Genomic DNA, 25533 nt, shown 5'->3' on the forward strand with positions numbered 1-25533 from the left:
CACCCTATCTGGCTGCTCGGTTGCATAAACCAGTGGTTGCTTAATCGCACCCGATATTACTACAGCGTAGCGCTACAAAATGGCGCAGGAGTACAAGTGCGCTTGCCAAGTCTATTACCCGGGCAGTCCGTGCACTTCAACATAGTCAGCAGCAAGCGACAATGGGGAGTGCTACCTGTAGAAAAAATGGACGACCCACTGCATCAAGCTTTTCTGGACCGCGGGCAATTCAGGAAGGCCGAACAGTTCGGGACGCTTACCAACAAGCAAGCTGGCAAAGCGAGTGAAGACTTCACCTATCCTCTTATGCCACCAGAAAATGAAGACCTCATCTGGGAAACCTGGGTGCCACTGAACAAGGACGCGACATATCTTGAGCTGCAAATCTGGTATCCGGCCAGTCGTTTAAGCCCTGGCGAAGACGATAGAAGCTATCTGTTTCAGATAGAGCTTGGCCTAAGAGGTGATACCGCTATTGATGGATTGGCTGCTGTGGAACTTGAAGTGAAGGCATCAAACAGGGTCGGTACGCTGGCTCTAGAAGTCGCAGAGGGTACGCCATTATGACTCAACAAGAAAACAACCCAACCTTGCCACAGGGTAGAGATGCTCTGAACTGGAAGATCAAAACACTTGCGATAACAGGATGCACACTTTATATGTGGGGAGGCTGGATAATGTTTTCAGATAGCCTCTACTCATTAGTGGGAACTTTATTAGCATTGGCCGGTATTCTTGCCTATTTCGTAGGCCTGCTCATCCGCCAAAAAACCATCTACAACTACAGCCTAAAAACCGACGGTGCCACAGTCGAGTATTACCTCCACTACCCCGACTTCGCCTCCGCACTTTTCAAAGGCATCGCTATTTTCGTCATCCTGGCATTCGTCCTCGTCGCCCTTCTCACCGGATCATTGCTCTTCCTGATCGGCCCAGTGGCGATGGCCTTTATCACAGCCATCAAACTGCTGAACTGGGAAAACCCCGTCCACCATCGACAAACCGCCCCGTGGCATTTGCATGAATTTGTCACGGTTGATCACAGACGTCTGATGGTCATTATCCATTGCGAGGATATAACCAGCGGATTCGCCGCGCGTTTTCCCAGCAAGGCGCTTATGGACAAGTACCTCGCGTTTCTGCGCAAGGTACTTCCGGCGAACGCTGAATACATCGAAAAAGCCACTAACTGGCATCAGGGCTGACGCAACTCAGGCTTGAGCCGACACACACTGCAAGCCTGAGAAAGCGATCAAACTGCGATTGGCACCGTGAAGCGGAACTCGCTGCCCTCGCCCACCCGGCTTTGCGCAGCCAGTTCACCGCCGTGTGCCTTGATGATGCCTTGGGAGATGTATAAACCCAGACCGGTGCCGGTCGGGTTGCCTTCCTTGACGGTCCAGTAGCGTTCGAAGATGTGCGGCAATTGCTCGGGAGGGATGCCTTCGCCGGAATCACGCACGGTGAACACGATTTCAGTGCCGTTGGACATCGCCGCCACGCCGATCTTGCCCAGTTTCGGGGTGAACTTGATGGCGTTGCCGATCAGGTTAGACAGCACCTGAAACAGGCGCTCCGGGTCGGCCTGGACCTTGAGGTCGGGCTCGGCATTGAAGGAAATCTCGATGGATTTATCCAACGCCAGCGGAGCCAGCAAGGTGTAGGCCTCTTCGAAAATCTGGCTGACTTCCAGTGGCTGCGGTGTGATGGTGTAGCGGCCTGCTTCGATTTTCGACGTGTCGAGCAGGTCTTCGAGCAACACATTCATGCGGCTGGCTGCTTGCTGCATGGTGTCGATTGCCGTGGAAATACGCCGCGAGGTGTGTGGCCCATCGGAGCTGAACGACTTCTGCATCATTCCGCAGAGCATGGAAATGACCGTCATCGGGTTGCGCAGGTCATGGGAAACGACCGCTACCAGTTCGTCACGGGCACGAACGGCCTGTTGCTCCTTGCGCACCTGGCGGGCAAGGTCGTTTTCCAGCGCGGAGCGGCGCAGGTCGTTAGCTGCAAATACGTCGCCATGGCTCCACTTTGGCGCAATCCCGGTCATTTCGACCTTCCAGATTTCAAACGATGTGCGCGGCCGAAGGCGCATACCGCCTTCCGAGCTTTCCATGTTCAGCGGTTTGTTCGGATCACCGCTCCACTGGACGCTTTCCTTGACCTCGGAACGAAACCAGATCACGCCGTTATCCACAGGTTTGGGCAAGTTCATGGCCAATACACCACTGGCGACTGGCTGGTAAGCTTCCCCGGGCGCGTAGACGCTGGAAAGATGATGACTGGCATACACCGGCTCGCCGCCTGCAATCATCCATGTGTGCAGCGCACGTATATCCGAAACCTCCGGGCAGGCCCCGAAACAATGCGTTTGCCGGTCTTCGATGATGGCGACGCCGCTCGCGCCTACCAGATCCATCAATAACTGTGGTTGCTGCGCCAGACCGTCAAAGACGTTTTCTTCGGACTCGGCCATGGCCAGATTCAATTGCTCGAGCGCCCTGACTTTCGCCTCTCGCTGACGGCTTATTTCCAGCGCTTCCATCGCGCTGATCTGCAGCGACAACACCTGACCGATCGCCTGGCAGGCACTGCGCAGTTCGTGGGACACGTACAACGGGGTACGGTGCCCGCAACTGATCAGGCCCCACAACTTGCCGCCCTGAATCAGCGAAACACTCATGGACGACAGCACGCCCATGTTTTTCATGTACTGACAGTGGATCGGCGAAACACTTCGCAGCGTCGAAAAACTCAGATCGAGTTGCTGCTGAGTGTCGGGGCGCAATTGAGGCGCCAATGGCACCGGGGTGTAATCGGCATCAGGAATAATGCGCAGCCAGTTGCGGCGGTACAGTTCGCGCGCCTGCTCGGGAATGTCCGACGCCGGAAAGAACAGGCCGTTGAAGAGTTCCATGCTGGGTGCAGACGCTTCAGCGATCACCTGACCATGGCCTTCTTCTTCGAAACGATAGATCAGTACCCGGTCGTAACCGGTCATACGCTGGATCTCGCGGACACTGACTTCATACAGCGTTTGCAGATCACTCGCAGCGTGCAACTGACGCAACATACGGCCCATGTTGCCAGTGCGCTCGGTATAACTGACCGCTTGCGCGTCCTTGTCCTGAATCTCGAGTTCCAGAACCAGTACCCCCTGATTGCGGTGCATCAAGGCTTCGAACTCGATGCCATTGACCGTCATCAGCAAGCGTTGCGCATCAACGAACAAATCATGAGCGCTGGCGCTTCTGATCACCTCGGCCCAGCCGGCCCCCAGAACATGCTCGAGGCCTTTACCGAGAACCTGTTCGGGTGCATGGCCCAGCACGCTCTGCACGTTCGCACTGACCTGCAGGATCGTCAGGTTTGGCTCTTCCAGAGTGAACAACAGACCGTGAGGCTGAATGGCTCCGGGAAACTGAATAGGCTCATCCGCACAATTGGCCAGGAGGACTTCAAAAGCGTCCTTGTCGAGTTGGCTCATAGCAGTACCTCTTGACTATCGAGCCATTGCTCGAAACATGCAAATGTGGACTGCGCCGCAAACGCTGCGGCGTCAATAAAAACAACTTCTCGCGGCACTGCATCCAGGTGGTTCAAAAACGCCCTCCAGCGTGGCCCGGTATCGGCACCGTAAACATCGAGAAAGGCCGCTCCACTCTGCTCATCCAGACCCAGTCGCCTGTTTATTTCGCGCCGTAACACCTGCCCGCCCAACGTTGCACCTTCAAGGACGTACATGACTCCCAGGCATGAACCGGGCGTATCCACTGCTGGCAATTGCTCGCAGCGAGGCAGTTGCCTGATGTCGTCATCAGACAGACCCAGAGCACGCAGGTCCTCGACCAGCACAGCGGTTTTGACCCGATCTTGCGGGATAAGCTCCGCAGGCATCAAGGCACTGTCGTGCAATGCAGCTTCAAGCGGTGCATAAAAGCCGTAATAAGCCTTAAGCAAGCGAAGGTAAAGAGCATGATCCAGCGCGGGTGAAAAAAACGGCATGCGTTTTTCGAGCTTAACGTGAAGCTGACTCGTTTCAGCACGCAGTGCATCAAGCAGTTTCGGCGGGGTAACACATGAAAAACTTGCCGGCATCCAGGAAGGCTCTTGAGTGTGCAATAGACAAAAAACGCATCCGAGCGAAAACAGGCCGCCAAAATACAGATTCGAAGCAAAATCCGACAGTTTTTTCCGGTATTAGCGATGAAATACCATAATCCACCAGAAAAATAGCCAGTGTCTCGGTCAGCTATTTATACCGCCCGAAGAACTTGCTCTTGACTGGTGACGATAGTCGAAAACAGCGCCATGTACGTCTTTAATCCGTGCAGGGTTCACATTGGCAAGCACTTTAACATCATCAAATACAGATGCCATCATTACGCAAGCTTACGGCCTTGACCATAGGCTTGCGCAATATCCTGCGCCTGGCGCGGTTCGGGTGATCAACGCACGTTCTGATACAGCATCATTCGCGAGGTTTCATGCAGACCGCGAGTGAGGTCACGCAGCCGCTCGAACTCTTGCGGGTTCTGCTCGGCGACGTTATCCAGCGGCGTGGGGGAAGACAGATCGTGAAGCGTGGGCGAGCTGCCATCGTGCTCCATTTGCAGCAGGTAGTTACGGGTAACACCGCCAATCAGCGGGAACGTGCCTTCACGCAGTACCAACGGCACCACACGCTCGCCTTCGGGGGCGGGCTGCTGAATGTCACGGCCCATCGTGCCGCTGGTGAATGGCATACCGGTCATTCCCGCCAGTGTCGGCAGTAGATCCGCAAGGCCGACCGCGTCATCGACTACCCGGGTGCCCAGCAGGCCGGGCGCATGAATCAACAGCGGAACGTTATTGCTCTCCAGCCCCAGTTGTTCGAACGCCGGGGCCATGTGCGGGATCTGGCTAATGCGTGTGTTGTGATCACCAAACAGCACAAAGATGGTGTTTTCGTAATAACCGCCCGCCTTGGCCAGTTCCATCAACCGACCGATATTGAAGTCCAGCAGACGCACCGCATTGTATTGCTCCACGCTTCGCGAACCGGCAGCCTGGACCTGCTGCAGTGTCTTGTCGCTGACCTGAAAACCATCGTTGTCTTTGGGGATGGTAAATGGCCGGTGATTGCCAGCGGTCTGTACGTAGGCGAAGAACGGTTTGTCAGCTGGCAACGCGCGCAGAATCCGGTCGCTCTCCTTGAACAGATCCAGGTCGGAAATCCCCCACACATCCACCTGCGGCGACTTCCAGTCGCGCTCGTCGTAAAGACGCACGTCATCGATACTGCGGCGGATCAACGCGTTCATGTTGGCCCAACCGGAATTGCCACCAATCATGTACAGCTTCTCGTAGCCCTTGAAGTCATTGATGATGGTGTTTTGACGGGTCAGCAGCGGATGACGCGTGGCCGTTTCCTGCCGGGTCACATCAGGCACCCCGGTGATGCTTGCCCAGACCGTTTTTGCGGTGCCGGTCACCGGCACATAGAAGTGCTTGAAGAACCAGCTTTGAGTCGCCAGGTGGTCCAGATTCGGCGTCGGGTTCAGCGGATTGCCGTAGGCACCGACAGCACTGGTGCCCAGTGATTCAAGCATGACGAACATGACATTCGGCGGCCGCTCGCTGCGCACTCGGTAAGGCTGCACAGGCTGGTGACGCTTGAAGTTCAAGGCCTGCGCATCTGGCTGCTGGACACCCAGATAGCGCGCGACCGACTCATAGTGCTCGCGCACCTGGGCTTCATCGAAGTGGGACTGGGAGACCTTGAGCGTGTCGTACAGGAACAGCGCCGGGTTGAGCCCCAGTGCCGCGACCTGGCTGTTGCCGGAGAAGAATGCATCGCTCCAGCGCAACGGTACGGGATTTTCCAGATTGAGATTCTCGACCCGGCCCAGCAAACCGAGAAAGGTCGCACAGACCACCAGTGCCGAACCCCAGACCACGGACCAGCGATTGAGCGGCCGGGCCTGGCGGTCCAGAGTGACACGTTCAAGCCTGAGCAGCGCCAAGCCAAGCGCTGCAACGGTCAGCAACCAGCCGGCAGTGATCCACAGCACCGGATAGGTCTGCCAGAGCATGTCCCGGGAAATCTGCGCATCCTCCAGATAGCGCATCACGCTGGCGTTGAGCCTGACCCCGAGATAGGCGTAATGACCAAAGTCGACGATATGAATCATCGTCAGAACAGCCAGCGCAACAATCAGATAGCCTCGCGCCAGCCAGCGCAAGACCGGCTGGCTGACCATGTTCCAGCGCGGCAACCAGAGCAACACTGCGACCGGCAGCAGTATCAGCAGCGCCAGACGCAGGTCGAAACGCACGCCGATACCCAGCGTCTGCGCAACCTCGCCATGGGTAAACAGGGCGCCCGGCTCGACGCCAGAAAATCCGAAGAAAAACACCCCCCTCAGTAACGCCGACAGCAGGAATACCAATATGACCGCGCTCAGCCAATAGTGCAGGTGTCGCGATTGCAACCAACTCATCGTCATTCCTCTAGACATTGCCAGCAGACAGAGTGGCCGAACGGCGCGACTCCGTTGCCCGGCGATAAACAAAACGGATGCCCAGGCTCAGCAAAGCCCCGCAGCAGTACAGGGCGAGAAGCGGGTCAATCAGGTAATCCCAATAATTTTCCGACGGTTTGATACGAAATGTGAATGCCAGCGTCGCAGCAGCCAGCATCACCACAGCCAGCGCATTACGCATCAAGACCAGCCCCAACGCGATAACGGCGACAATAATGATCATCGGTCGCGGATTGTAACCCCAGCGGTAGGGGTCGAAGTAAGTCAGACCCAGCGTGGCCGGATACAACGTCAGCGCCAGCACAGCGAACACCAGCAGCATCACCCATCGCCGGGACACTGCCATCGGTCTGAGCACACCCAATCGCTGCAAGGTCAGCCAGCCCAGCACCACCAGACTGCTGATTGCCAGATCGTCGGTCAGGCTGCGAGCGTACGACGCCATCGACAAACCGTCGAATGAAATAACGCTCAACAGCGAGGTCGCTGCCAGCAGGCCACAGCGCCACCATAACGATGCGGTCAGCGGAGCCAATAGCACAAACAGGGTCCAGGCAAACGCCAGATGAGCCAATCCCAAAGCGATCATAAAAGTTGCTCCGCCAGCCAGGCCTCGTTGAAGCTGACGTGTTTGATGAAGGTGTTATTCCACGAGTAGACCAGGTGATACAGGCCGTCCGGGCTGCGGATGAAGTACGGGTATTCGTATTCGAAATCACACCCCTGCGCGGAACAGACACGCTGGTCCAGATTGCTCAGAAACTCGGCTTCCATCGGTTGGCGACGTGCGCCGCTGGAAGCGCGAAAGCCTTCGCCGATGGCAGCCTTGTAGGCTTCCAGGGCAAACGGTGTACCCAGCGGATCGGGTGACTTGTCCAGATCCGGCAGCGGCCGCCAGACCTTCATCTGCTCGTCGGTGCTGTACAGGCTGAGCTTGAAGCGACCTTCGCGCAGATCATTCAACGCCACCAGCAAGCCCTTACCCGGTACGCCGACGGCGGCCAGCGACGAGTTGGGGTTGCTGGGTGTCAGCGGTTGCGGCTCGCTCCAGGTCTGACCGCCGTCTTCGGTACGGCTGGCCAGTACCCGGTGAAACGTCTCGCCGGCATAACGCAGCAAGGCTACGGCGCGTTGGCCGTCCAACGGTACGACGGTGGGCTGCAGGGAATTTTTACCGCGGCTGATGCGAAACTTGTCGATGACTTCGCCATCTGCGCTCAGATACAGGTATTCGGCAAACTTGCCGAGAAACTCGTGGTAGACCGGCAGGCCGATCGAGCCGTCGGTATGAAACACCGGCGCGCCACGTACCAGCGTGCTGATGTTCAAAAACGGCGATGTCACCAGCTGCCACGGCGGCGACCAACTGGCCCCCATATCGCTGGACACCATGGCATTGACGGTACTGCCCGCCCAGCCGCCGACCGAGACTGACACGTAGAACAGCCACAGGCGATTGTCCGGAGCCAGCGCGATCACCGGGTTGCCCAGTTTGCGGATGTATTTGCCAGTACCTGACTGAGTGGACGCCCGGGTCGCCAGGACCTGCTCGCCGCCCCATTCACCGTTGGACGCATCGAACCGCGAGGTACGTATTTCAACGTCTCCCGCGCCTTCGCGAGAACCGGCGAACCATACCGACATGAGGTCGCCGCCAGGCAATGCCGTCACGGCTGACGAATGCACGAAATCGTCCAGATCAGAAGACGCGAAACGCGAAATGTAGGATGCCTTGGGTGCCACACTTTCAGCATCGACCGGTGCGGTGCTCACGACAAAGGCAGATATCCGGTGCTGTGGATGGCTTAGCCATGCACTGAGAAAAATCACTACAACAATCAGGCCTGCGCTCCATGCAGTCAGGTTTTGGGAAATAACACGCATCAGGAGGCATCACTGTGATGAAGGGCAAGGAGGTGGTTTCAGCGATGGCGATCTTCAGGTAACGGACGTCGTTTGCCTGTCAGCATCGACAAGGGCAGGTTGTCACGCACTTGAAAGCTTTCGAAGATGGCCGCGGCCATGTGCAGCACTACCAGGGCACACAATGTATTGGCGAGAATTTCATGAGCCTGCAAAGGCCAGTCAGCACCCCACAAGGCATCGACTTCCTCCATCAGGAAGCCGGTCAGGCCCATGCCGAAGATCAGCGCCATCATGAGTACCATGACCAGCGGACCGAGCGGAGAATGACCGAGCCTGTGTACCGGCTGCCGGTTGATCAGCGACCGGACATGCGCACGCAGGCGCGCCGGGCTCGGCCAGAAATCGCTCCAGCGCGCGCTGGCTGGTCCGATGAATCCCCACACCACTCGCACCGCCAGCCAGGCAACCGCGTAATAGCCCAGCCAGACGTGCCAGTCGTCACCCGCCTCATTGAAGAAGTAATTGGCAACGAAAACACCCGCGATCGAGATATGAAACAGTCTGACCAGCGGGTCCCACAGGCGCAGGGAAACCCGGTTCATTACTTGATCTCGGTCTTGACCGCTTTACCAGTGACCGGATCGTGATAGATCTCGACCTTGCGCTTGTCCTTGTCGAAGCCGTAAATCTCGTAGCAGTTGCCGTCAGTCACTTTGAACTTGCTGATCTCGTAACCCTGAGCCTTGAGCTGCTCCTGGAATTTGGCCTGATCCTGCCATTGGGACTTTTCAGCGGTGGTGCATTGCGGACCGGCAAGGGCCAGCGGGCTGGCCAGCAACAGGGAAACCAGCAGGACTTTACGCATGACAGATACTCACAGGCAGTTAAGGAGCCGCTACTGTGCGAAACCAGTCTTAGGAAAAGCTTAATACGCAACAGCTCGTAACATCTTCCCGGACACACGGCACTTCGCGACGCTGCCTGCTGACGGCATGATGGCGCCCTTCTCACCCTATTCATTGGTCACAACCCTATGCGCCTGCTTCTTGTCGAGGATGATCGTGCGATTGGCCAAGGCATCCGTGTGGCCCTGAACACCGAGGGCTACACGCTGGACTGGCTGGAAGACGGGCTGAGCGCGCTGCACGCCCTGCGCAGCGAACCCTTCGACCTGTTGCTGCTCGACCTCGGCCTGCCGCGCATGGATGGTTTCGATCTGCTGCGCCAGTTGCGCGCCGAAGAGCTTGCCCTGCCGGTGCTGATCCTGACCGCGCGCGACGGCACCGCCGACCGTATTGCCGGTCTGGACGCCGGTGCAGACGACTACCTGATCAAGCCGTTCGACGTCGATGAACTCAAAGCCCGGGTCCGGGCTTTGCTCAGGCGTAGCCAGGGACGTGCGCAGCCGTTGCTGGAACACGCCGGCATCAGCCTCGACCCGGCTTCGCAGCAGGTCAGTTTTCAGGGCAGCGAAGTGCCGATGACGCCAATGGAATATCAACTGCTGCACCAATTGATGATCCGCCCCGGCAAGGTGGTCACCCGCGAGCGCTTGTCCAATACCCTGTATGGCTGGCAGGACAAGGTCGAAAGCAACACTCTGGAAGTGTTGATTCACAACCTGCGCAAGAAACTGTCCACCGAACTGATCCGCACCGTGCGCGGCGTCGGCTACCTGCTGGAGCTCAAGGCATGACCTCGGTACGCGCGCGCATTCTGGTCCCGGTGCTGGTGCTGTTGCTGCTCGGCAACCTGGCGATAAGCCTGCTCGCGCTGCGCGACAGCCATCACGAAATCGAAGAAGTCTACGATGCGCAATTGGCCCAGAGCGCGCGCCTGTTGCAGGGTGTGCTGCGCCAGCGCGCTGCGGGTGAGCAGGATCTGGACAAGCTTTATCAGGCGTTCGATCAGGCCATGAGCCGGGTCGGCACCAGTGGCGTTGCCCATCCGTACGAAACCCGGCTGACGTTTCAGGTCTGGCGCACGTCGGGCGAGCTTTTGGTGCGTTCGGCCGAAGCGCCGCTGCTCAGTGCGCCTCCCGCAGAAGAAGGCTCGCATGATCTGGTCGAGAACGGGCATGAGTGGTGCGGCTTCCTCCTGGCCGACCCGCAGCAGGGTTTCCTGATCTGGGTCGGTGAGCGCGACGATGTGCGTCAGGACCTGATTCAGCGCATTGTCAGCCACACCTTGTGGCCGACGCTGATCGGCGTGCCGCTGCTGGTGGTCGCGATCTGGCTGGCGATCGGCTGGGGCCTGCGCCCGTTGCAGTCGATGGCCAGGGTCATTCGCCAACGCGATGCCGAAAGCCTTGAGCCGCTTGATATAACACCGCTGCCCAAAGAGCTCGAACCCATGCAACACGCGCTCAACCGTCTGCTGACCCAGATCGAAAGCGTGCTGGAGCGCGAGCGGCGGTTTATCGCCGACGCCGCCCACGAACTGCGTACACCGCTGACCATTCTGCGCATCCACGCACAGAACGCCCGCCAGGCTGAAACCCCGGAACAGCGTCTGGAGGCACTGGATTTTCTCGTGCACGGCGTCGACCGTGCTGCCCGTCTGGCCAGCCAGTTGCTGACGATGGCCCGACTTGAGCCGCGCCTTGAAGTCAGCCAGTTACAAACCTTTGAACTGAACACTTTGGTGCGCGAGGAAATGGCCGAGCTCACGCCGCTGGCACTGGAGAAGCGTGTCGATCTGGTGTTCGAGGCGGGCGATGACTGCGTGATCCACAGCGACCCATCAGCGATCACCATCGCACTGCAGAATCTGCTGACCAACGCGCTCAACTTCGCCCCGCCGGCCAGCGAGATTCGCGTGATGCTCAACCGCCAGGAAGACGGCAGCGCGTACTTGTCAGTCGAAGACGCAGGGCCGGGTATCGACGAGAAACAGAAAGCACGCCTTTTTGAACGCTTCTACAGTCAGGGCCACAGCAATGGCGCTGGGCTGGGGCTGGCGATCGTCGATATGATCGTGCGCAAACTGGAAAGCAGCCTGCACCTGCGTAATTCAGCGCAGGGCGGGCTGTGTGCGGAGCTGCGAATCAAAAGCAGAATGGCTTGAAAGCCAGTCGGCTCAGAGCACCACGCGTAAGCACTGGCCAGCGTGATACAGCGTGAAACCGGCGTCGTAAGCCAGCGTACGCAGGCCATTGGCCGAGACCTTTTTGCTGCTGGAAAAGCTCACCGGCAGCGCAGTTGCGTCGTTGCTCAGCAGGTAATCAGCAAAGCACTTGCCCACCAGCGTTCCGGTGGTTACGCCGCGGCCATTGAAACCGGTCGCGGCCAGCAAGCCGGGCGCAGGCTCGAACAGACGCAGCAAATGGTCGGGCGTGAAACCGATTCGGCCAGTCCAGGTGCTCTGCCACTCAACCCGACCCAACTGGGGAAAGTAGTGCTGCTGGATGCGATCAGCCCACTGACGAATAAACCACAGCGGATAATTGCCAGCGTTGCCAAGGCTGCCCAGCACCAGTCGCCCGTGGGCATCGCGACGAATACTGCTGAGCACCGTGCGCGTGTCCCAGGAACCCTGCCCGCCACGCAGAATGCCCGCCTGCTCGCTGCCGCTGAGCGGCTGTGAAGCGACCTGATAGTAGTAGCCTGCGAAGATGTGATCCTTGACGTCGGTCCACTCACCTTCGGTGTAGGCGTTGGAGGCAATGATGACCTTCTCGGCGCGCACACTGCCCGCGGCGGTGGACACTTTCCAGCCATCGGCAGTGCGTTGCAGCCCGTTGACGGGAGACTCGCCAAACAACTGACCGCCCAGCGCCACAACATTGAGCGCCATGCCTGACACATACGCCATCGGGTTCACCGTACCGGCACGGTGATCGAGCAATGCCCCGCTGACCTTGTCGGTGCCACAGGCATCTTCACAGGGTTTTCCGGTCAGCAGTTCGACCCTGGCACCGCGCCGCTGCCACTGCTCGGCACGGCTGCGCAGATCAGCCAGTCCTTTTGCATTGTGGGCCATGTGCAGGTTGCCGGTGCGGGTGTCCTGACACTCGATGCGGTACTTGTCGATAGTCGAAAACACCAGCGCCGGAGCCGCGCCCAATGCACTATTGAGGCGGCTGGCCTCGACACTGCCCAATACCTTGTCCAGTTCATCGGGTGCCACCCAGGTGCCTGCATTCACCAGACCGACGTTGCGCCCGGAGCCGCCATGACCAACCTGATGAGCTTCCACCACGCACACCGATTTGCCGCCTTCCAGCAACCGCAACGCCGCCGACAAACCGGTGAAACCTGCGCCGATGATGCACACGTCGGCGCTTCGGTCCCCAATCAAGGCCGGACTGACCGGACGTTGCGGAGTCAATTGTTCCCACAGACAGCCTTCAGCAAACTGCACCATCGAAAAGCTCCAGCAATGTCGGCAATAAGCGCCCGGTTCACATCAGTCGAAAACGATGCCCTGAGCCAGCGGCAACTCGCGGGAGTAGTTGACGGTATTAGTCTGCCGGCGCATGTAGGCGCGCCACGAATCGGAGCCGGACTCGCGCCCCCCACCGGTTTCCTTCTCGCCACCAAATGCCCCGCCGATTTCCGCACCGCTGGTGCCGATATTGACGTTGGCAATACCGCAATCGCTGCCCGCGGCACTCTGGAAAGCCTCGGCCTCACGCAGGTCGGTAGTGAAAATGCACGACGACAGGCCCTGCGGCACTTCGTTGTTCAGGCGCAAGGCCTCTTCGAAGTCGTCGTAAGCCAGCACGAAGAGAATCGGCGCGAAGGTTTCGTGACGCACGACTTCGCTCTGGCCAGGCATTTCGGCAATGGCCGGCGTGACGTAGTAGCCGTTCGGGTATTTGTCCTGCAACTGACGCTCGCCACCGAACACCTGACCGCCCTCGTCGCGCGCCTTGGTCAGCGCATTCTGCATGGCCGAAAATGCTTGCTGGTCAATCAGCGGACCGATCAGATTACCTTCACGAGGATCACCGACACGCACCTTGGCGTAGGCCGCTTTAACCCGGGAAACCACTTCGTCCTTGATCGACCGATGCACAATCAGACGACGCAGCGTGGTGCAGCGCTGACCGGCAGTGCCCACGGCGCTGAACAGAATGCCGCGCACGGCCAGGTCCAGATCGGCGCTCGGGGCCAGAATCATCGCGTTGTTGCCGCCCAGCTCCAGAATGCTGCGCCCGAAACGGGCAGCAACACGCGGACCGACTTCGCGGCCCATGCGGGTGCTGCCGGTGGCGCTGATCAGTGGCACGCGCGGGTCATCGACCAGCGCTTCACCGGCGTCACGATCACCGATCACCAACTGCGCCAGTGCTGCGGGCGCATCACCGAAAATCTTCAGCGCCTTGTCGAACAGCGCCTGACAGGCCAGTGCCGTCAGCGGAGTCTTTTCCGAAGGCTTCCAGATCACCGGGTTGCCGCAGACCAGCGCCAGCGTGGTGTTCCAGGCCCAGACCGCAACCGGAAAGTTGAACGCGCTGATCACGCCGACCACACCCAGCGGGTGCCAGGTTTCGCGCATGTGATGACCGGGACGCTCGGAGGCGATGGTCAGGCCGTACAACTGACGCGACAGACCGACGGCAAAGTCGCAGATGTCGATCATTTCCTGCACTTCACCCAGACCTTCCTGAGTGATCTTGCCGGCCTCGACCGATACCAGTTCGCCCAGATCAGCCTTGTGCTCACGCAGCACTTCACCAAAGATCCGCACCAGCTCGCCACGCCGTGGGGCCGGTACTGTGCGCCACTTTAGAAACGCATTGTGGGCGCTGTCGATGCGCGCCACGACCTGCTCCTTGCCTTCAAGCGTGACCGAGGCAATCTGGCTGCCATCAATCGGGGTGTAAACCGGATAGTCCCCTTGTGTGTGGGCACTGTTCGCCACGCCCAGACGTGCTAATAACTCGGCAACCATGTTGATTCTCCTGTCATGGAAACGGTGGAAATCACTGATGAACCCAGTATTGATCCACTCGGGGCTGGCCCACAAACGACGTTTTTGAAAAACATGATTCCTTTTAGGAATGAACTGCCTGCCATTAACAGCAACGAAAGCGGCTACATCGGGAATTATTGGAATGACCCGGTGATTTTATTTCGTTTGCGAGCGTTGCCCGATGTTTGTTTGGATAAGGCCATCATGATCCCCCGGAGTCAGGTCCAGGCCGATGAGCGAACACATCAGCGAATCCATTTCGTTTGTCCACAGCATAACGTTGTCCCACGGCCGCAATGCCGAAGTATGGGACACCACCGGCAAGCGCTATATCGACTTTGTCGGCGGCATCGGGGTGCTCAATCTGGGGCATTGCAACCCTCAGGTGGTCACGGCCATTCAGGATCAGGCGGCAAAGCTGACCCACTATTGCTTCAACGCTACGCCTCACGATCCGTATATCCGCTTCATGCGGCAACTGACGGAGTTCGTACCGGTGAGTTACCCGCTCAGCGGCATGCTCACCAACAGCGGTGCGGAAGCGGCGGAAAACGCCTTGAAGATCGTACGTGGCGCGACGGGCCGCACGGCTGTGATTGCCTTCGATGGCGGCTTTCACGGCCGAACACTGGCAACCCTGAACCTCAATGGCAAGGTGGCGCCCTATAAACAGAAAGTCGGCGTGCTGCCCGGCCCGGTGTTTCACATTCCGTTTCCCAGCAAGGACAACGGCGTGACCACCGAGCAGGCGCTAAAGGCACTGGAGCGACTGTTCAGCGTAGAGATCGATGTCAACGATGTCGCCTGCATCATCTTTGAACCGGTGCAGGGTGAAGGCGGCTTTCTGGCCATGGAGGCGGATTTTGCTCAGGCGCTGCGAGCGTTCTGCGATGAACATGGCATCGTGTTGATCGCCGACGAAATTCAATCCGGTTTCGGCCGTACCGGGCAGCGCTTTGCGTTCAGCCGCCTGGGCATCGAGCCGGACCTTATTCTGCTGGGCAAGAGCATCGCAGGCGGCATTCCGCTGGGCGCCGTGGTCGGTCGCAAGCATTTGCTCGACAACCTGCCCAAGGGCGGGCTCGGCGGCACCTATTCCGGCAACCCGATTGGCTGCGCTGCGGGCCTGGCCTCGCTGGCACAAATGACTGATGCCAATTTGTCCACCTGGGGTGAACAGCAGGAAAACGCCACTGTCTCGCGCTATAACGCTTGGCAGGCAGGCAAGCTGTCGCCGTACCTGGGCAGGCTGACCGGCGTAGGCTGCATGCGCGGTATCGAACTGATCACAGCGGATGGCGAGCCAGGGACCCGGCAGCTTGCCGACCTATTGGCCTCAGCGAGGGACGCTGGCCTGTTGTTGATGCCCAGCGGCAAGTCGCGGCACATCATCCGCCTGCTGATCCCGCTGACCATCGAGCCCGATGTTCTGCACGAAGGGCTGGATATTTTCGAGCGTTGCCTGTCAGCGCTGGCTTGAACACGTACGGAGAAACCATCCTGATGAGCACTGCACGCTTTGCCGACCCGGACCAGATCCGCGCGGGCTTTTCTCGCGCCATGTCGCAGATGTACCAGCACGAAGTGCCGCTGTACGGCACGCTGATGGGGCTGGTCAGCGAGGTCAATGCGCAGGCCATGAGCCGCGACAGCCAGGTGCTGAACAGCCTGCGCCAGACCGGCGAGATCCAGCGGCTGGACATGGAACGCCACGGCGCGATCCGCGTCGGTACGGCTGAGGAACTGGCCACCCTCGCCCGCCTGTTTGCGGTGATGGGCATGCAGCCGGTCGGTTATTACGACCTGACCGAAGCCGGTGTGCCGGTTCACTCCACAGCGTTTCGTGCCGTGCATGAACAGGCGTTGCAGGTCAGCCCGTTTCGGGTGTTTACCTCACTGCTGCGCCTGGAACTGATCGAGAGTGACAGCCTGCGCGAGTTTGCCAGTCAGGTGCTGGCCAAGCGCAGAATCTTCACGCCCGGTGCCCTGGCGTTGATCGACAAGCATGAGACAGACGGCGGGTTGAGCGAGCCCGACGCTGCCGAGTTCATTCAGCAGGCGCTGGAAACCTTTCGCTGGCATAACACGGCGACGGTCTCGCTTGACGAGTACCAGAAGCTCAACGTCCAGCATCGCCTGATCGCTGATGTGGTGGCGTTTCGTGGCACGCACATCAACCACCTCACCCCGCGCACGCTTGACATCGATGCGGTGCAAAGCGGCATGCCCGGCAAAGGCATCACGCCCAAGGCCGTGGTTGAAGGGCCACCGCGTCGCCAGTGTCCGATTCTGTTGCGCCAGACCAGCTTCAAGGCGCTTGAAGAACCCATTACGTTCATTGGTCAGTCGGGCAGCCACTCGGCACGCTTCGGCGAGATCGAACAGCGTGGCGCTGCACTGACCCCCAAAGGTCGCGAGCTGTATGACCGGCTGCTGAACAAGGCCCGCGACGCGCTGGGTGAGTTCCCCAATGAGGCGAATGCCCTGCGCTATGCCGAACTGCTGGAAAACACGTTCGAGGCGTTTCCGGACAGCCACGCTGAAATGCGCAGGCAGGGCCTGGCCTACTTCCGCTATTTCCCGACCGAATCAGGTATTGCCGAGCATGCATCCGGCAGTCTGGAACAGCTTGTCGACGCAGGTCACGTGCGCTTCGAGCCACTGGTGTACGAAGACTTTTTGCCGGTCAGTGCGGCGGGCATTTTCCAGTCCAACCTGGGCGATAACGCACAGGCGCACTACGCGACGAATTCGAATCAGCAGGATTTCGAGCAGGCACTGGGACGCGGGACGCTCAACGAACTGGACCTGTATGCCGACACCCAGCGGCGCTCACTGGAGGAATGCGCCAGGGCGCTGGAACTGAGCAGTCCCGCCTACTAATTAGTGAGAGCGACAGGGGCTGCACGATAGTTGAATTATCCGTACACACCGACGCGGGACGTCAGCACGAAGTTGAGATTATCGTTCCTCACGCTCCAGCGTGGGAATGCAGTTCACGACGCTCTGCGTCGCCAAGAGGACGCGGAACGTCCAGAACGGCATGACGACGCGGAGCGTCGCACGATAATCGGATTGTCCGTGCAGATCGACGCAGAGCTTCGGCACGGAGTTGAGACTATCGTTCCTCACGCTCCGCGTGGGAATGCAGGTCTCGACGCTCTGCGTCGCAAAGAGGACGCGGAGCGTCCGGAACGGCATGACGACGCGGAGCGTCGGCACGATAGCCAACATCGTCTTCGCGAACGAGTTCGCTCCTACGGCCTTCGGCCAGAATCAAAAGCGGACTTGTGCATAATGATGAGCGCTCTGCGTCACATTCCCTTAGCGTTCTGCGTTCTGTTTAAAGCAACGATAAATAAAATTCGCAATATTGGTGTGCAACCTCGCGCTATGCATACTGCGATTGCGTGTGGACAGCAAAGTGCCGTATTCAAAGGCTCATCCCTTCAAATAACGCACCCTGTAATCCCCTTGCAAAGGCTCGAAGCAGCCTGGGTCCGGATCACGTTCAGACCTCATAAAAATACTCGGCCGGATAACGGCCTCCATGACTTCATGGACTTTCCAACGCTGCCCTGGCGCCTCATCGCGCCGACCTGAAAAACAGAATAACGATTGATAAGGCCTGAAAAAGGCCATTCAGCAGGCAAGGGGATCATCATGCAAAACTCACACGCTGCAGTGTCGGGCGACAATCAGGCCGTTTCATCGACGGTGAAGCTGTATCTCTGGGCCGCCGTTATCCTGATCATTGCCGAGATGATCGGTGCCATCAGTATCCCGCTGGGCCCCGGCAAGGTGGTGCTGCTACCGATGGTGTGGGCGCTGCTGTTAGGCGCGATGGTCGGGATCGCCAGTCGCCGCCTGCCAGGCAGCATCGGTATCGATCACGGCATCCAGCTGCGCTCGGCCTCGATCCTGCAACCCGCCCTGCTGATTTTCATCGCCAAACTCGGTCTCGTCGTCGGCGGCTCGCTGCCGGTGGTGTTCGCCTCGGGATGGGCGCTGGTGTTTCAGGAGTTTGGCCACTTTGTCGGCACCGTGGTGCTCGGCCTGCCGGTCGCGCTGCTGCTGGGCATCAAGCGTGAGGCAATCGGCGCGACGTTCTCGGTTGGCCGCGAGCCCAGCCTGGCAATCATCGGCGAGCGCTACGGCATGGACTCCCCGGAAGGCCGCGGCGTACTGGCCGAGTACCTGACCGGCACCCTGTTCGGTGCGCTGTTCATTGCCATCGTTGCAGGCTTTATCGCCAGCCTGGGGATCTTCCATCCCAATTCGCTGGCGATGGGCTCGGGCATCGGCTCGGGCAGCATGATGGCTGCTGCAGCCGGAGCGATTGCCCCGCAGCAGACGCCGGAAGTTGCCAAGGAGGTCATGACGCTGGCGGCGGCATCAAACCTGATCACCACCACCATCGGCACTTACTTCACCCTGTTTATCTCCCTGCCACTGGCGGTGTGGGGCTATCGGGTGCTTGAGCCGCTGATCGGCCGCACCACCAAGGCGTCCATGACTGATGAAGGCCTGCGCCACAGCGATGTGTCACTGGAAGTTCCGGAACTGGGCTGGGCGGGCAAGATCAGTGCGTGGCTGGCAGCCGGTGCACTGGCGCTGATTGCCAACTATGTCGGCTACAAGACCCTGTCGGCCGATGCATTCACCGGCATGGGCATCATGATTTTCTGTGCCTTCGTCGGCGAAGCGCTGTGCAACCTGATCCGTCGCAAGATCCCGGCAGTGTGCATGGTGTCGCTGGTGGCGATGTTCCTGACTTCACCGGCCTGCCCCTGGGCGGCCGAGATTGCCCGGATGACCAGTTCGATCAACATGCTGGCGGTCATTACCCCGATGCTGACCTTTGCCGGCCTGTCGATTGCCAAGGACCTGCCAGCCTTCCGCCGTCTGGGCTGGCGAATTGTGCTGGTATCGTTCCTGGCCAACTTCGGCACCTTCATCGGCGCCGTGCTGATTGCCGAGATGTTTCATTGATTCTGGAGCGGGCTAGATCACCGCTTCGTTCACCAGCCAGTCATGCACGGCGCGGCGTGCCGGAGTAGAGAGCGCACCCTCACGATAGGCCAGGACGTATTTCTTCCTGGCCTTGATCGGATGCCCGAACGGCACGATCAGCAAGCCTTGCTCCAGCTCATCAGTAATCAGCGCTTTGCGGGCAATGGCCACGCCCATGCCCATGCGCGCGGCGTCGATGGTCAGGTGGTTGCGGTTGAAGGTGTGACCACGGCGCACGTCGATACCATCAGCGCCGATGGCGGTCAGATAAAACTCCCACTCAGCGTATTCGTAGCTGCCGCGCCAGGCAGTGATGTCATGCAGCAACGGAAAATGCACCAGCTGGCTGGGCGTATCGAGTGGCGGCTTGCCCACCAGCAGGCTTGGCGAACAGACCGCAAACAGCTCTTCTTCCAGCAACGGCGTGGTCGACAGCCCCGGATAGCTGCCGTCGTTCAGGTCGATGGCCAGATCGAAATCGTCATCGCGCAACGACCCGCTGCTGTCTTCGGCAATGATCCGCAACTGGATGTCCGGAAACGCTTCCTGCAAACGTGGCAGGCGTGGCATCAGCCATTTGCTGAGAAACGAAGGGATGCAGCGCAGCTTGAACACCCCGCCAATGCGTCCGGAATACAGCAGACGCAGCTCTTCGCTGATACGGCTCTGCACCTCGTTGGCGACCACCGCCAGACGCTGGCCTTCGGCGGTCAGCTCCAGCCCGCGCCCGACCCGGTGAAACAGCGCGAAGCCCAGGCGCTCTTCAAGCTGGCGCATCTGCTGGCTGATCGCGCCGGGAGTGACGTGCAGCTCTTCGGCGCACCGGGTGAAGGAAAGATGTCGGGCTGCGCAGGCGAACACCTGTAACCAGGCGTGCATCTGTGCGTTGAAGATTCTGCTCATTGAAGAGTTCCGCTAAAGCGTTGCATAGCAACAATCGTTTGTCGTTTCGACAGCCGAAGCCAAAGATGAGTAACAGAAAAAGGGGAATACCAAATTCCCGTGCATCATCTCACCTGAAGGACCTTCGTGATGGCTATCAGCGTCTTCGACATGTTCAAAATCGGCATCGGGCCGTCCAGTTCTCACACCGTCGGGCCAATGCGCGCCGGGGCACTGTTCGTGACCGAGCTGCGCAACCAGAACCGGTTGCACAGCGTAGAACGGATCGAGGTGCGATTGTACGGCTCTCTGTCAGCCACCGGCATCGGACACGGCAGCGATCGCGCAACAGTCATGGGCTTGATGGGCGAATGGCCGGACAAGATCGACCCTGGCCAGGTCAACCAGCGCATCGACGCGCTGCGTGCCGATAACCAGTTGATGCTGGCGGGCGAGCAGGCCATCACCTTCGTCTGGGAGCGGGACATGTGCCTGCTCAATGAAAACCTGCCCTATCACCCCAACGGCATGACGCTGTGCGCCTATGGGAAGACCGGTGAAGTTTACGAGCAAACCTACTATTCGGTGGGTGGCGGCTTTGTGATCGATGCCGAACAGGCAGCCAGCGGCGTGCTGGACAACGACACTACTGTTCTGCCTTACGACTTTTTCAGTGGCGCGCAGTTGCTGAAGCTGTGCAAGACCCACGGCATGAGTATTTCCGAACTGATGATGGCCAACGAGAAGGTCTGGCGCAGCGAGGAAGAAATTCGCGAGAAAATCATGGTCATCTGGGCCGCGATGCGCGCCTGCGTCGACAAGGGCCTGCTTGAAACCGGCATCCTGCCCGGCGGGTTGAACGTGCGCCGTCGCGCCTACCGCCTGCATCAGAGCCTGCAGAACCTCGATAACCCGAACGTGATCGGCTCGACTCTGAGCGCCATGGAGTGGGTCAACCTGTTCGCCCTGGCGGTCAACGAGGAAAACGCCGCGGGCGGGCGCATGGTGACTGCGCCCACCAACGGCGCGGCGGGTATCGTGCCTGCGGTGCTGCATTACTTCATGAAGTTCAAGCCTACGGCCAATGATGACGACGTGGTGCGTTTCTTCCTCAGCGCCGCTGCGGTCGGCATTCTGTGCAAGAAGAACGCGTCCATTTCCGGTGCCGAAGTGGGTTGTCAGGGCGAAGTAGGATCGGCCTGCGCAATGGCCGCCGCTGGCCTGGCGGAAATTCTCGGTGCCACGCCCGAACAGGTGGAAAACGCGGCGGAAATTGGTCTGGAACACAACCTGGGACTGACCTGCGATCCGGTCGGCGGGCTGGTGCAAATCCCTTGCATCGAGCGCAACGCAATTGCTGCCGTGAAAGCAATCAACGCTGCACAAATGGCCCTGCGCGGCGACGGCGAGCACTTCATCTCGCTGGACCACGCCATCCGCACCATGCGCGATACCGGCGCGGACATGCACGACAAATACAAGGAAACTTCACGCGGTGGGCTGGCAGTCAATCTGATCGAGTGCTGATCGGCGCAGGCGTTTACTGATTCAACAGTGCCGAGCCCGAATAGAATATCCCGCCCAGCGCGATCAGCAGCAAGGTCACGCTGGAGGCGACTTCGATCTTGCGCTTGTACTTCAAGGCCAGCTTCTGACGCATCAGGAAGATGTAGGCAAACAGGATCGACAGGTCAATGATGATCCACAGCAACGACAACAAGGCAATGCTGCCCTTGAACGATTCGGTGACGTGAATGAACTGCGGGAAAAACGAGACGAAGAAGATGATGTCCTTCGGATTGGAAATCCCCACCAGAAAACCGGTCACTAGCCCGCTGTGCCTGCTACGCGCAGGCAACGGCGCTGGCGCTGCTTCAGGCGGCGTCTGGGCGTAACGCAACGCCTGTTCCAGCGCCTGCATTGACAGATAGGCGATGAAGAAACAGCCCACCAGGCTGATCCAGTTGAGCATGCTTACGCTCACCGACAGCGTTCCCGTCAGAATCAATGCCGCGACCAACACCAACACCAGTGATGCCCAGTTGGTGCCCAGCGCCGTCAGCATCGCGCGTTTCGGCCCGCACGCCAGGCTGGTATTGACGACCAGTGCCACCACCGGACCAGGGGTGATGATCAGCATGAAGACGCTGAACATGTAGATCAGCAGCAACGATATATCCATGGGTACTCAACGCTCGTTCAAATGGTCAGTCTTGTCGACTTTGATATGCAGAGGACAACGGGACAGTGAAAGCCCGCCTTCTTCATACAGTTGGTATTGCTTCCATTCCAGGCTGCTACGGTCGCCGAAAAAACCCAGCGTGTCGGGTACCACGCCGTTGTTGTAATCGGCGATTCGCTGGCGAATCTTTTCCCTGACCTTGCGACCACTTTCCGTCTCGGCGCTTGCCACCTCGTCAAAGTTCTCCCGAGGGTTGACCACAAACACAATGTGCCCACCCAGCGAACGGCTTTTCATCGCGCTGTGACGGGGAAAGCTCATGTTGATGAACATCCGCAGTCCGGCGAAGTGATAGGTCCACTCGAACACTTCAGGGTCTGTGCAGGCTTTGGCCGGCCAGGGCGTTCGGTCACCGTCATGTAAATGCTGCAAGGTGGCCCACGCATAAGCCTGCTCTTCGGCCAAGGTGTTGAAATCGGTTTTCTCGAAAATGACAATCAACGGGTTGAACAGGCGATCTTCAAGTGGCGTGTCATTAACGAACTTTACGTACGCTTCCATGCCGTCACGTAGCGCTTGTTGCTCATTCTCACAGGGGATGAACAGCAGCAGACAGCTTCCGGACTTGTTGGCACGGCGGCCAAAAAGACAAGGAAAGCCCTTGTCACTCAGCACCTGCTCGAACTGCCTGTAAGCCTGAACCCTCCAGCCCATTTCCAGGGCGGTGTCACTTTCCAGCAAATGTCTTACAACAGATTGGCGTAACAGCTTTTCGGACTTGGGCAGCATATTCCCTCACGCACGCAGCAGATAAGAACACCGCCTTATTGTTTGATTTTTACGACAGTGGACGAACCGGCGATTCTGACCGGAGACGCGTGCGCGGAAAAATGGAAAAAGGTGTAACCTACTATGACAAATAATCATGATTAGTTATCACATGACTGAACGTATACCGCCGCTTTACGCGCTGAGAGCCTTTGAAGTCGCGGCTCGATCATGTTCATTTACGCGTGCTGCGCAGGAGCTCTCCCTTACCCAGAGTGCCATCAGTCGTCATATTCGTACCCTGGAAGAAACCCTTGGCTGTCGATTGTTCGAGCGCAATGGCCCGCGGCTTTCGCTCAGTGACGAGGGCCGGCGGCTGTCCAGTCAACTCAAGATCGGCTTCCGGATTATCGAGGACGCCTGCCAGCCATTCCGGGGTCAGGGCGCGAATCTGCGCCTCAAATCACCGTCCACCCTGACCATGCGCTGGCTGCTGCACGCGCTGGAGTCCTTCAAAAAGCCTGCGCCTGCCCTGCCGGTACAGCTCTCCAGCGTGTGGATGGACTTTGATAGCGTGGACTTCTATTCGGAGCCTTTCGACTGCGCGATTCTGCTGGGCAATGGCAACTTTGGTGCCGAGGTGGAAACCTGCAAGCTGTTCGATGAATGGCTGATTCCGATCTGCTCGGCAGACACGTTAGGCGACCAGCCGTGGGGAACAGAGAGGCTTCAGGCCGCTGAACTTATCCATCCAGCGACCGCCGCGACTGGCGGCGCTGGCTGAGCCGGATGGACCTCTCTGGTCAGGTGACGTTGAGCAAAGGCAAGGTGTTCGACACCCTTGATCAGGGCATTACCGCTGCAGTCAGAGGGCACGGTGTGTCGATTGGCGATCTGTTTCTGGTCGCTGATGACTTGAACGAAGGTCAGGTCTTTCTGCCGTTCAACTCGGCGGTTGGCACCGGGGATGCCTATTACCTGGTCTGGCTGCAGGACAGCTTCAAGCGCCAGCGAGTACTGGAACTGCGCGACCACCTGCTGACCTGCCTGCCGGACATATCCGGTATTGCAGTGGAGTTGCTCGCGGCACCTTGAAGGAGTCCGTTCCCGGTGGGAGTGAGCTTGGTCACGAAGAAGCCGGACAACCCCATAAAAAGGGCGTCTGGACCATTGCCTTCGTGAGCAAGCTCACTCCTACGGCATAGGATGCAAGCCATTCAACTCAGCGGCAGACACTGCTCCACCAGCGATGTCCAGACCGCCACACCCGGTTCGATCACCTGGTCGTTGAAGTCGTAATACGGGTTATGCAACGCCGCCGACGGTTTCTCGCCATCGACGCCCATCCAGATGTACGCACCCGGGCAGGCATGCAGCATGAAGGCGAAGTCTTCGGAGGCCATCGACGGGTTGCAGCCCCACTGCACGTTGTTCTCCCCCACCGCGGCGACCGCTGCGCGGCGGATCGTAGCAGCAGCATCGACGTGGTTTTCAGTCACCGGATACCCCACGTTGTAGACCAGTTCGCCACGCACCCCGAAGGCCGTCGGCAAACGCTCGACGAACTCGCCGATCAGTTGCTGAACCTTCTCGCGCACCGGCGTTTGCAAACAACGCACCGTGCCGCGCAAAACTGCGGTTTCCGGGATGACGTTGATTGCTTCACCGGCGTGGAACTGGGTGATGCTGACCACCGCAGAATCCAGTGGCGACAGACGACGGGAAACGATGGTCTGCAGCCCGAGCACCAGTTCGGCAGCAGCCACAATCGGGTCATTGCCCTTGTCCGGCATGGCCGCATGGCTGCCCTTGCCAGTCAGGGTGATTTCGAAGGTGTCCAGCGATGCCATCATCGGCCCTGGATTGATCACCACCTTGCCAGCAGGCACGCCCGGCCAGTTGTGCAAACCGTAGATCGCTTCCATCGGAAAGCGCTCGAACAGACCGTCTTCGATCATCCGTTGCGCGCCGCCGAGGTTTTCCTCGGCAGGCTGAAAGACAAAATGCACTGTGCCAGCAAACCGGCGGGTTTCCGACAGGCGCCGGGCGGTGGCCAGCAGAATTGCCGTATGGCCATCGTGTCCGCAGGCATGCATGCAGCCCTTATGGGCCGACTTGTGCACGCTGTCGCCCAGCTCCTGAATAGGCAGAGCGTCCATGTCGGCACGAATGCCGATGGTCGGGCCGTCGCCATTGCGCAGGGTGCCGACCACGCCAGTACCGCCCAGACCGCGGTGCACCTGAATGCCGAAGCTACTCAGCAGATCAGCCACCTTGTCCGAGGTTTTCAGCTCCTGAAACCCCAGCTCCGGCGCAGCGTGGATCGTGCGGCGCCAGACAGTTGCTTCGTCGATCAGTGTCTTTGAAATAGGCATG

21 protein-coding genes and 2 pseudogenes are annotated in these 25533 nt (G+C 59.0%); 9 read left to right on the forward strand and 14 right to left on the reverse strand.

From position 1 onward, the window contains the following. Positions 1-57: 57 nt before the first annotated feature. A pseudogene (locus AC4ANK_RS18590) lies at positions 58-567 on the forward strand (hypothetical protein); the annotation flags it as partial. Beyond that, complete coding sequence (locus AC4ANK_RS18595) at positions 564-1205, forward strand: hypothetical protein (protein WP_002554354.1); 642 nt, start codon at positions 564-566, stop codon at positions 1203-1205. The pseudogene AC4ANK_RS18590 and the gene AC4ANK_RS18595, both read left to right, overlap by 4 nt. Positions 1206-1252: 47 nt before the next feature. Here the strand turns inward: AC4ANK_RS18595 and AC4ANK_RS18600 are convergent, their stop codons facing one another. The 7 genes from AC4ANK_RS18600 to AC4ANK_RS18630 form a co-directional block, all read right to left on the reverse strand. Continuing rightward, positions 1253-3490, reverse strand: a complete 2238-nt coding sequence (locus tag AC4ANK_RS18600; protein WP_460384809.1) for an ATP-binding protein — start codon at positions 3488-3490, stop codon at positions 1253-1255. Next, positions 3487-4101: a biliverdin-producing heme oxygenase gene (locus AC4ANK_RS18605; protein ID WP_002554356.1), complete on the reverse strand. Its 615-nt coding sequence runs from the start codon at positions 4099-4101 to the stop codon at positions 3487-3489. The genes AC4ANK_RS18600 and AC4ANK_RS18605 overlap by 4 nt, the downstream gene beginning before the upstream one ends. 350 nt (positions 4102-4451) lie before the next feature. Next, positions 4452-6485: an LTA synthase family protein gene (locus AC4ANK_RS18610; protein WP_031597956.1), complete on the reverse strand. Its 2034-nt coding sequence runs from the start codon at positions 6483-6485 to the stop codon at positions 4452-4454. A 10-nt stretch (positions 6486-6495) separates the two neighbouring features. Further along, positions 6496-7116, reverse strand: a complete 621-nt coding sequence (locus tag AC4ANK_RS18615) for a hypothetical protein (protein ID WP_002554358.1) — start codon at positions 7114-7116, stop codon at positions 6496-6498. Next, the gene (locus AC4ANK_RS18620; RefSeq protein ID WP_002554359.1) at positions 7113-8411 is read right to left on the reverse strand and encodes a sialidase family protein; all 1299 of its coding nucleotides are present in this window, start codon (positions 8409-8411) and stop codon (positions 7113-7115) included. Before AC4ANK_RS18620 ends, AC4ANK_RS18615 begins: the two co-directional genes overlap by 4 nt. 38 nt (positions 8412-8449) lie before the next feature. Continuing rightward, positions 8450-8995, reverse strand: a complete 546-nt coding sequence (locus tag AC4ANK_RS18625) for a cytochrome b/b6 domain-containing protein (protein WP_460384806.1) — start codon at positions 8993-8995, stop codon at positions 8450-8452. Then, positions 8995-9258, reverse strand: coding sequence for a PepSY domain-containing protein (locus AC4ANK_RS18630; protein WP_002554361.1), 264 nt, complete (start codon positions 9256-9258; stop codon positions 8995-8997). The genes AC4ANK_RS18625 and AC4ANK_RS18630 overlap by 1 nt, the downstream gene beginning before the upstream one ends. A gap of 168 nt (positions 9259-9426) precedes the next feature. Between AC4ANK_RS18630 and AC4ANK_RS18635 the strand changes: the two genes are divergently transcribed. Together AC4ANK_RS18635 and AC4ANK_RS18640 are read left to right on the forward strand one after the other, a co-directional pair. Then, entirely contained in the window at positions 9427-10089 is a 663-nt protein-coding gene (locus AC4ANK_RS18635) for a response regulator (RefSeq protein ID WP_002554362.1), read from the forward strand. Further along, on the forward strand, positions 10086-11459 hold the full coding sequence (locus tag AC4ANK_RS18640; protein ID WP_002554363.1) for a sensor histidine kinase: 1374 nt from the start codon (positions 10086-10088) through the stop codon (positions 11457-11459). Before AC4ANK_RS18635 ends, AC4ANK_RS18640 begins: the two co-directional genes overlap by 4 nt. Before the next feature lie 12 nt (positions 11460-11471). Here the strand turns inward: AC4ANK_RS18640 and amaA are convergent, their stop codons facing one another. Next, positions 11472-12758 carry an L-pipecolate oxidase gene (gene amaA, locus AC4ANK_RS18645; protein WP_002554364.1) on the reverse strand — a complete coding sequence of 429 codons (1287 nt, stop codon included), beginning with the start codon at positions 12756-12758 and terminating at the stop codon, positions 11472-11474. 42 nt (positions 12759-12800) lie between these two features. Next, on the reverse strand, positions 12801-14291 hold the full coding sequence (gene amaB / locus AC4ANK_RS18650) for an L-piperidine-6-carboxylate dehydrogenase (protein ID WP_002554365.1): 1491 nt from the start codon (positions 14289-14291) through the stop codon (positions 12801-12803). 253 nt (positions 14292-14544) lie between these two features. Between amaB and AC4ANK_RS18655 the strand changes: the two genes are divergently transcribed. Both AC4ANK_RS18655 and hglS read left to right on the forward strand, forming a co-directional pair. Continuing rightward, positions 14545-15792 (forward strand): 2-aminoadipate transaminase, encoded by a 1248-nt coding sequence (locus AC4ANK_RS18655; RefSeq protein WP_002554366.1) that lies wholly within the window; start codon positions 14545-14547, stop codon positions 15790-15792. Positions 15793-15815: 23 nt separating this feature from the next. Beyond that, positions 15816-17195: a 2-oxoadipate dioxygenase/decarboxylase HglS gene (gene hglS, locus AC4ANK_RS18660; protein ID WP_002554367.1), complete on the forward strand. Its 1380-nt coding sequence runs from the start codon at positions 15816-15818 to the stop codon at positions 17193-17195. Between the two features lie 78 nt (positions 17196-17273). Here the strand turns inward: hglS and AC4ANK_RS18665 are convergent, their stop codons facing one another. Next, positions 17274-17546: a hypothetical protein gene (locus tag AC4ANK_RS18665; RefSeq protein ID WP_176467493.1), complete on the reverse strand. Its 273-nt coding sequence runs from the start codon at positions 17544-17546 to the stop codon at positions 17274-17276. 429 nt (positions 17547-17975) lie between these two features. Here AC4ANK_RS18665 and AC4ANK_RS18670 point away from each other — a divergent pair, with 429 nt between their 5' ends. After that, positions 17976-19304 carry a DUF3100 domain-containing protein gene (locus AC4ANK_RS18670; protein WP_002554368.1) on the forward strand — a complete coding sequence of 443 codons (1329 nt, stop codon included), beginning with the start codon at positions 17976-17978 and terminating at the stop codon, positions 19302-19304. 12 nt (positions 19305-19316) lie between these two features. Here the strand turns inward: AC4ANK_RS18670 and AC4ANK_RS18675 are convergent, their stop codons facing one another. Next, positions 19317-20228, reverse strand: a complete 912-nt coding sequence (locus tag AC4ANK_RS18675; protein ID WP_002554369.1) for a LysR substrate-binding domain-containing protein — start codon at positions 20226-20228, stop codon at positions 19317-19319. Positions 20229-20357: 129 nt separating this feature from the next. Between AC4ANK_RS18675 and AC4ANK_RS18680 the strand changes: the two genes are divergently transcribed. Further along, on the forward strand, positions 20358-21734 hold the full coding sequence (locus AC4ANK_RS18680; RefSeq protein WP_002554370.1) for an L-serine ammonia-lyase: 1377 nt from the start codon (positions 20358-20360) through the stop codon (positions 21732-21734). A gap of 13 nt (positions 21735-21747) precedes the next feature. Here AC4ANK_RS18680 and AC4ANK_RS18685 read toward each other — a convergent pair whose 3' ends face one another. Then, positions 21748-22389, reverse strand: coding sequence for a LysE family translocator (locus AC4ANK_RS18685; protein ID WP_002554371.1), 642 nt, complete (start codon positions 22387-22389; stop codon positions 21748-21750). Positions 22390-22395: 6 nt separating this feature from the next. Further along, positions 22396-23178 (reverse strand): YqcI/YcgG family protein, encoded by a 783-nt coding sequence (locus AC4ANK_RS18690; protein ID WP_031597270.1) that lies wholly within the window; start codon positions 23176-23178, stop codon positions 22396-22398. A 151-nt stretch (positions 23179-23329) separates the two neighbouring features. Here AC4ANK_RS18690 and AC4ANK_RS18695 point away from each other — a divergent pair. Next, positions 23330-24252 (forward strand): annotated as a pseudogene (locus AC4ANK_RS18695) (LysR family transcriptional regulator). Positions 24253-24374: 122 nt separating this feature from the next. Here the strand turns inward: AC4ANK_RS18695 and AC4ANK_RS18700 are convergent. Then, on the reverse strand, positions 24375-25532 hold the full coding sequence (locus AC4ANK_RS18700) for a M20 aminoacylase family protein (RefSeq protein ID WP_460384801.1): 1158 nt from the start codon (positions 25530-25532) through the stop codon (positions 24375-24377). Position 25533 lies beyond the last annotated feature (1 nt).

It is taken from the genome of Pseudomonas sp. Pmew2, from assembly GCF_058129885.1.

Bases quoted from the DNA above. Each gene is read 5' to 3' on its own strand.
- AC4ANK_RS18675 (WP_002554369.1), bottom strand. From the start codon at position 20,228: ATGAGCAGAATCTTCAACGCACAGATGCACGCCTGGTTACAGGTGTTC.
- AC4ANK_RS18640 (WP_002554363.1), top strand. From the start codon at position 10,086: ATGACCTCGGTACGCGCGCGCATTCTGGTCCCGGTGCTGGTGCTGTTG.
- AC4ANK_RS18700 (WP_460384801.1), bottom strand. From the start codon at position 25,532: ATGCCTATTTCAAAGACACTGATCGACGAAGCAACTGTCTGGCGCCGC.
- AC4ANK_RS18680 (WP_002554370.1), top strand. From the start codon at position 20,358: ATGGCTATCAGCGTCTTCGACATGTTCAAAATCGGCATCGGGCCGTCC.
- AC4ANK_RS18670 (WP_002554368.1), top strand. From the start codon at position 17,976: ATGCAAAACTCACACGCTGCAGTGTCGGGCGACAATCAGGCCGTTTCA.
- AC4ANK_RS18655 (WP_002554366.1), top strand. From the start codon at position 14,545: ATGAGCGAACACATCAGCGAATCCATTTCGTTTGTCCACAGCATAACG.
- AC4ANK_RS18625 (WP_460384806.1), bottom strand. From the start codon at position 8,995: ATGAACCGGGTTTCCCTGCGCCTGTGGGACCCGCTGGTCAGACTGTTT.
- amaA (WP_002554364.1), bottom strand. From the start codon at position 12,758: ATGGTGCAGTTTGCTGAAGGCTGTCTGTGGGAACAATTGACTCCGCAA.
- hglS (WP_002554367.1), top strand. From the start codon at position 15,816: ATGAGCACTGCACGCTTTGCCGACCCGGACCAGATCCGCGCGGGCTTT.
- AC4ANK_RS18635 (WP_002554362.1), top strand. From the start codon at position 9,427: ATGCGCCTGCTTCTTGTCGAGGATGATCGTGCGATTGGCCAAGGCATC.
- AC4ANK_RS18630 (WP_002554361.1), bottom strand. From the start codon at position 9,258: ATGCGTAAAGTCCTGCTGGTTTCCCTGTTGCTGGCCAGCCCGCTGGCC.
- AC4ANK_RS18665 (WP_176467493.1), bottom strand. From the start codon at position 17,546: ATGTTGGCTATCGTGCCGACGCTCCGCGTCGTCATGCCGTTCCGGACG.
- amaB (WP_002554365.1), bottom strand. From the start codon at position 14,291: ATGGTTGCCGAGTTATTAGCACGTCTGGGCGTGGCGAACAGTGCCCAC.
- AC4ANK_RS18615 (WP_002554358.1), bottom strand. From the start codon at position 7,116: ATGATCGCTTTGGGATTGGCTCATCTGGCGTTTGCCTGGACCCTGTTT.
- AC4ANK_RS18595 (WP_002554354.1), top strand. From the start codon at position 564: ATGACTCAACAAGAAAACAACCCAACCTTGCCACAGGGTAGAGATGCT.
- AC4ANK_RS18600 (WP_460384809.1), bottom strand. From the start codon at position 3,490: ATGAGCCAACTCGACAAGGACGCTTTTGAAGTCCTCCTGGCCAATTGT.
- AC4ANK_RS18605 (WP_002554356.1), bottom strand. From the start codon at position 4,101: ATGCCGGCAAGTTTTTCATGTGTTACCCCGCCGAAACTGCTTGATGCA.
- AC4ANK_RS18610 (WP_031597956.1), bottom strand. From the start codon at position 6,485: ATGAGTTGGTTGCAATCGCGACACCTGCACTATTGGCTGAGCGCGGTC.
- AC4ANK_RS18685 (WP_002554371.1), bottom strand. From the start codon at position 22,389: ATGGATATATCGTTGCTGCTGATCTACATGTTCAGCGTCTTCATGCTG.
- AC4ANK_RS18690 (WP_031597270.1), bottom strand. From the start codon at position 23,178: ATGCTGCCCAAGTCCGAAAAGCTGTTACGCCAATCTGTTGTAAGACAT.
- AC4ANK_RS18620 (WP_002554359.1), bottom strand. From the start codon at position 8,411: ATGCGTGTTATTTCCCAAAACCTGACTGCATGGAGCGCAGGCCTGATT.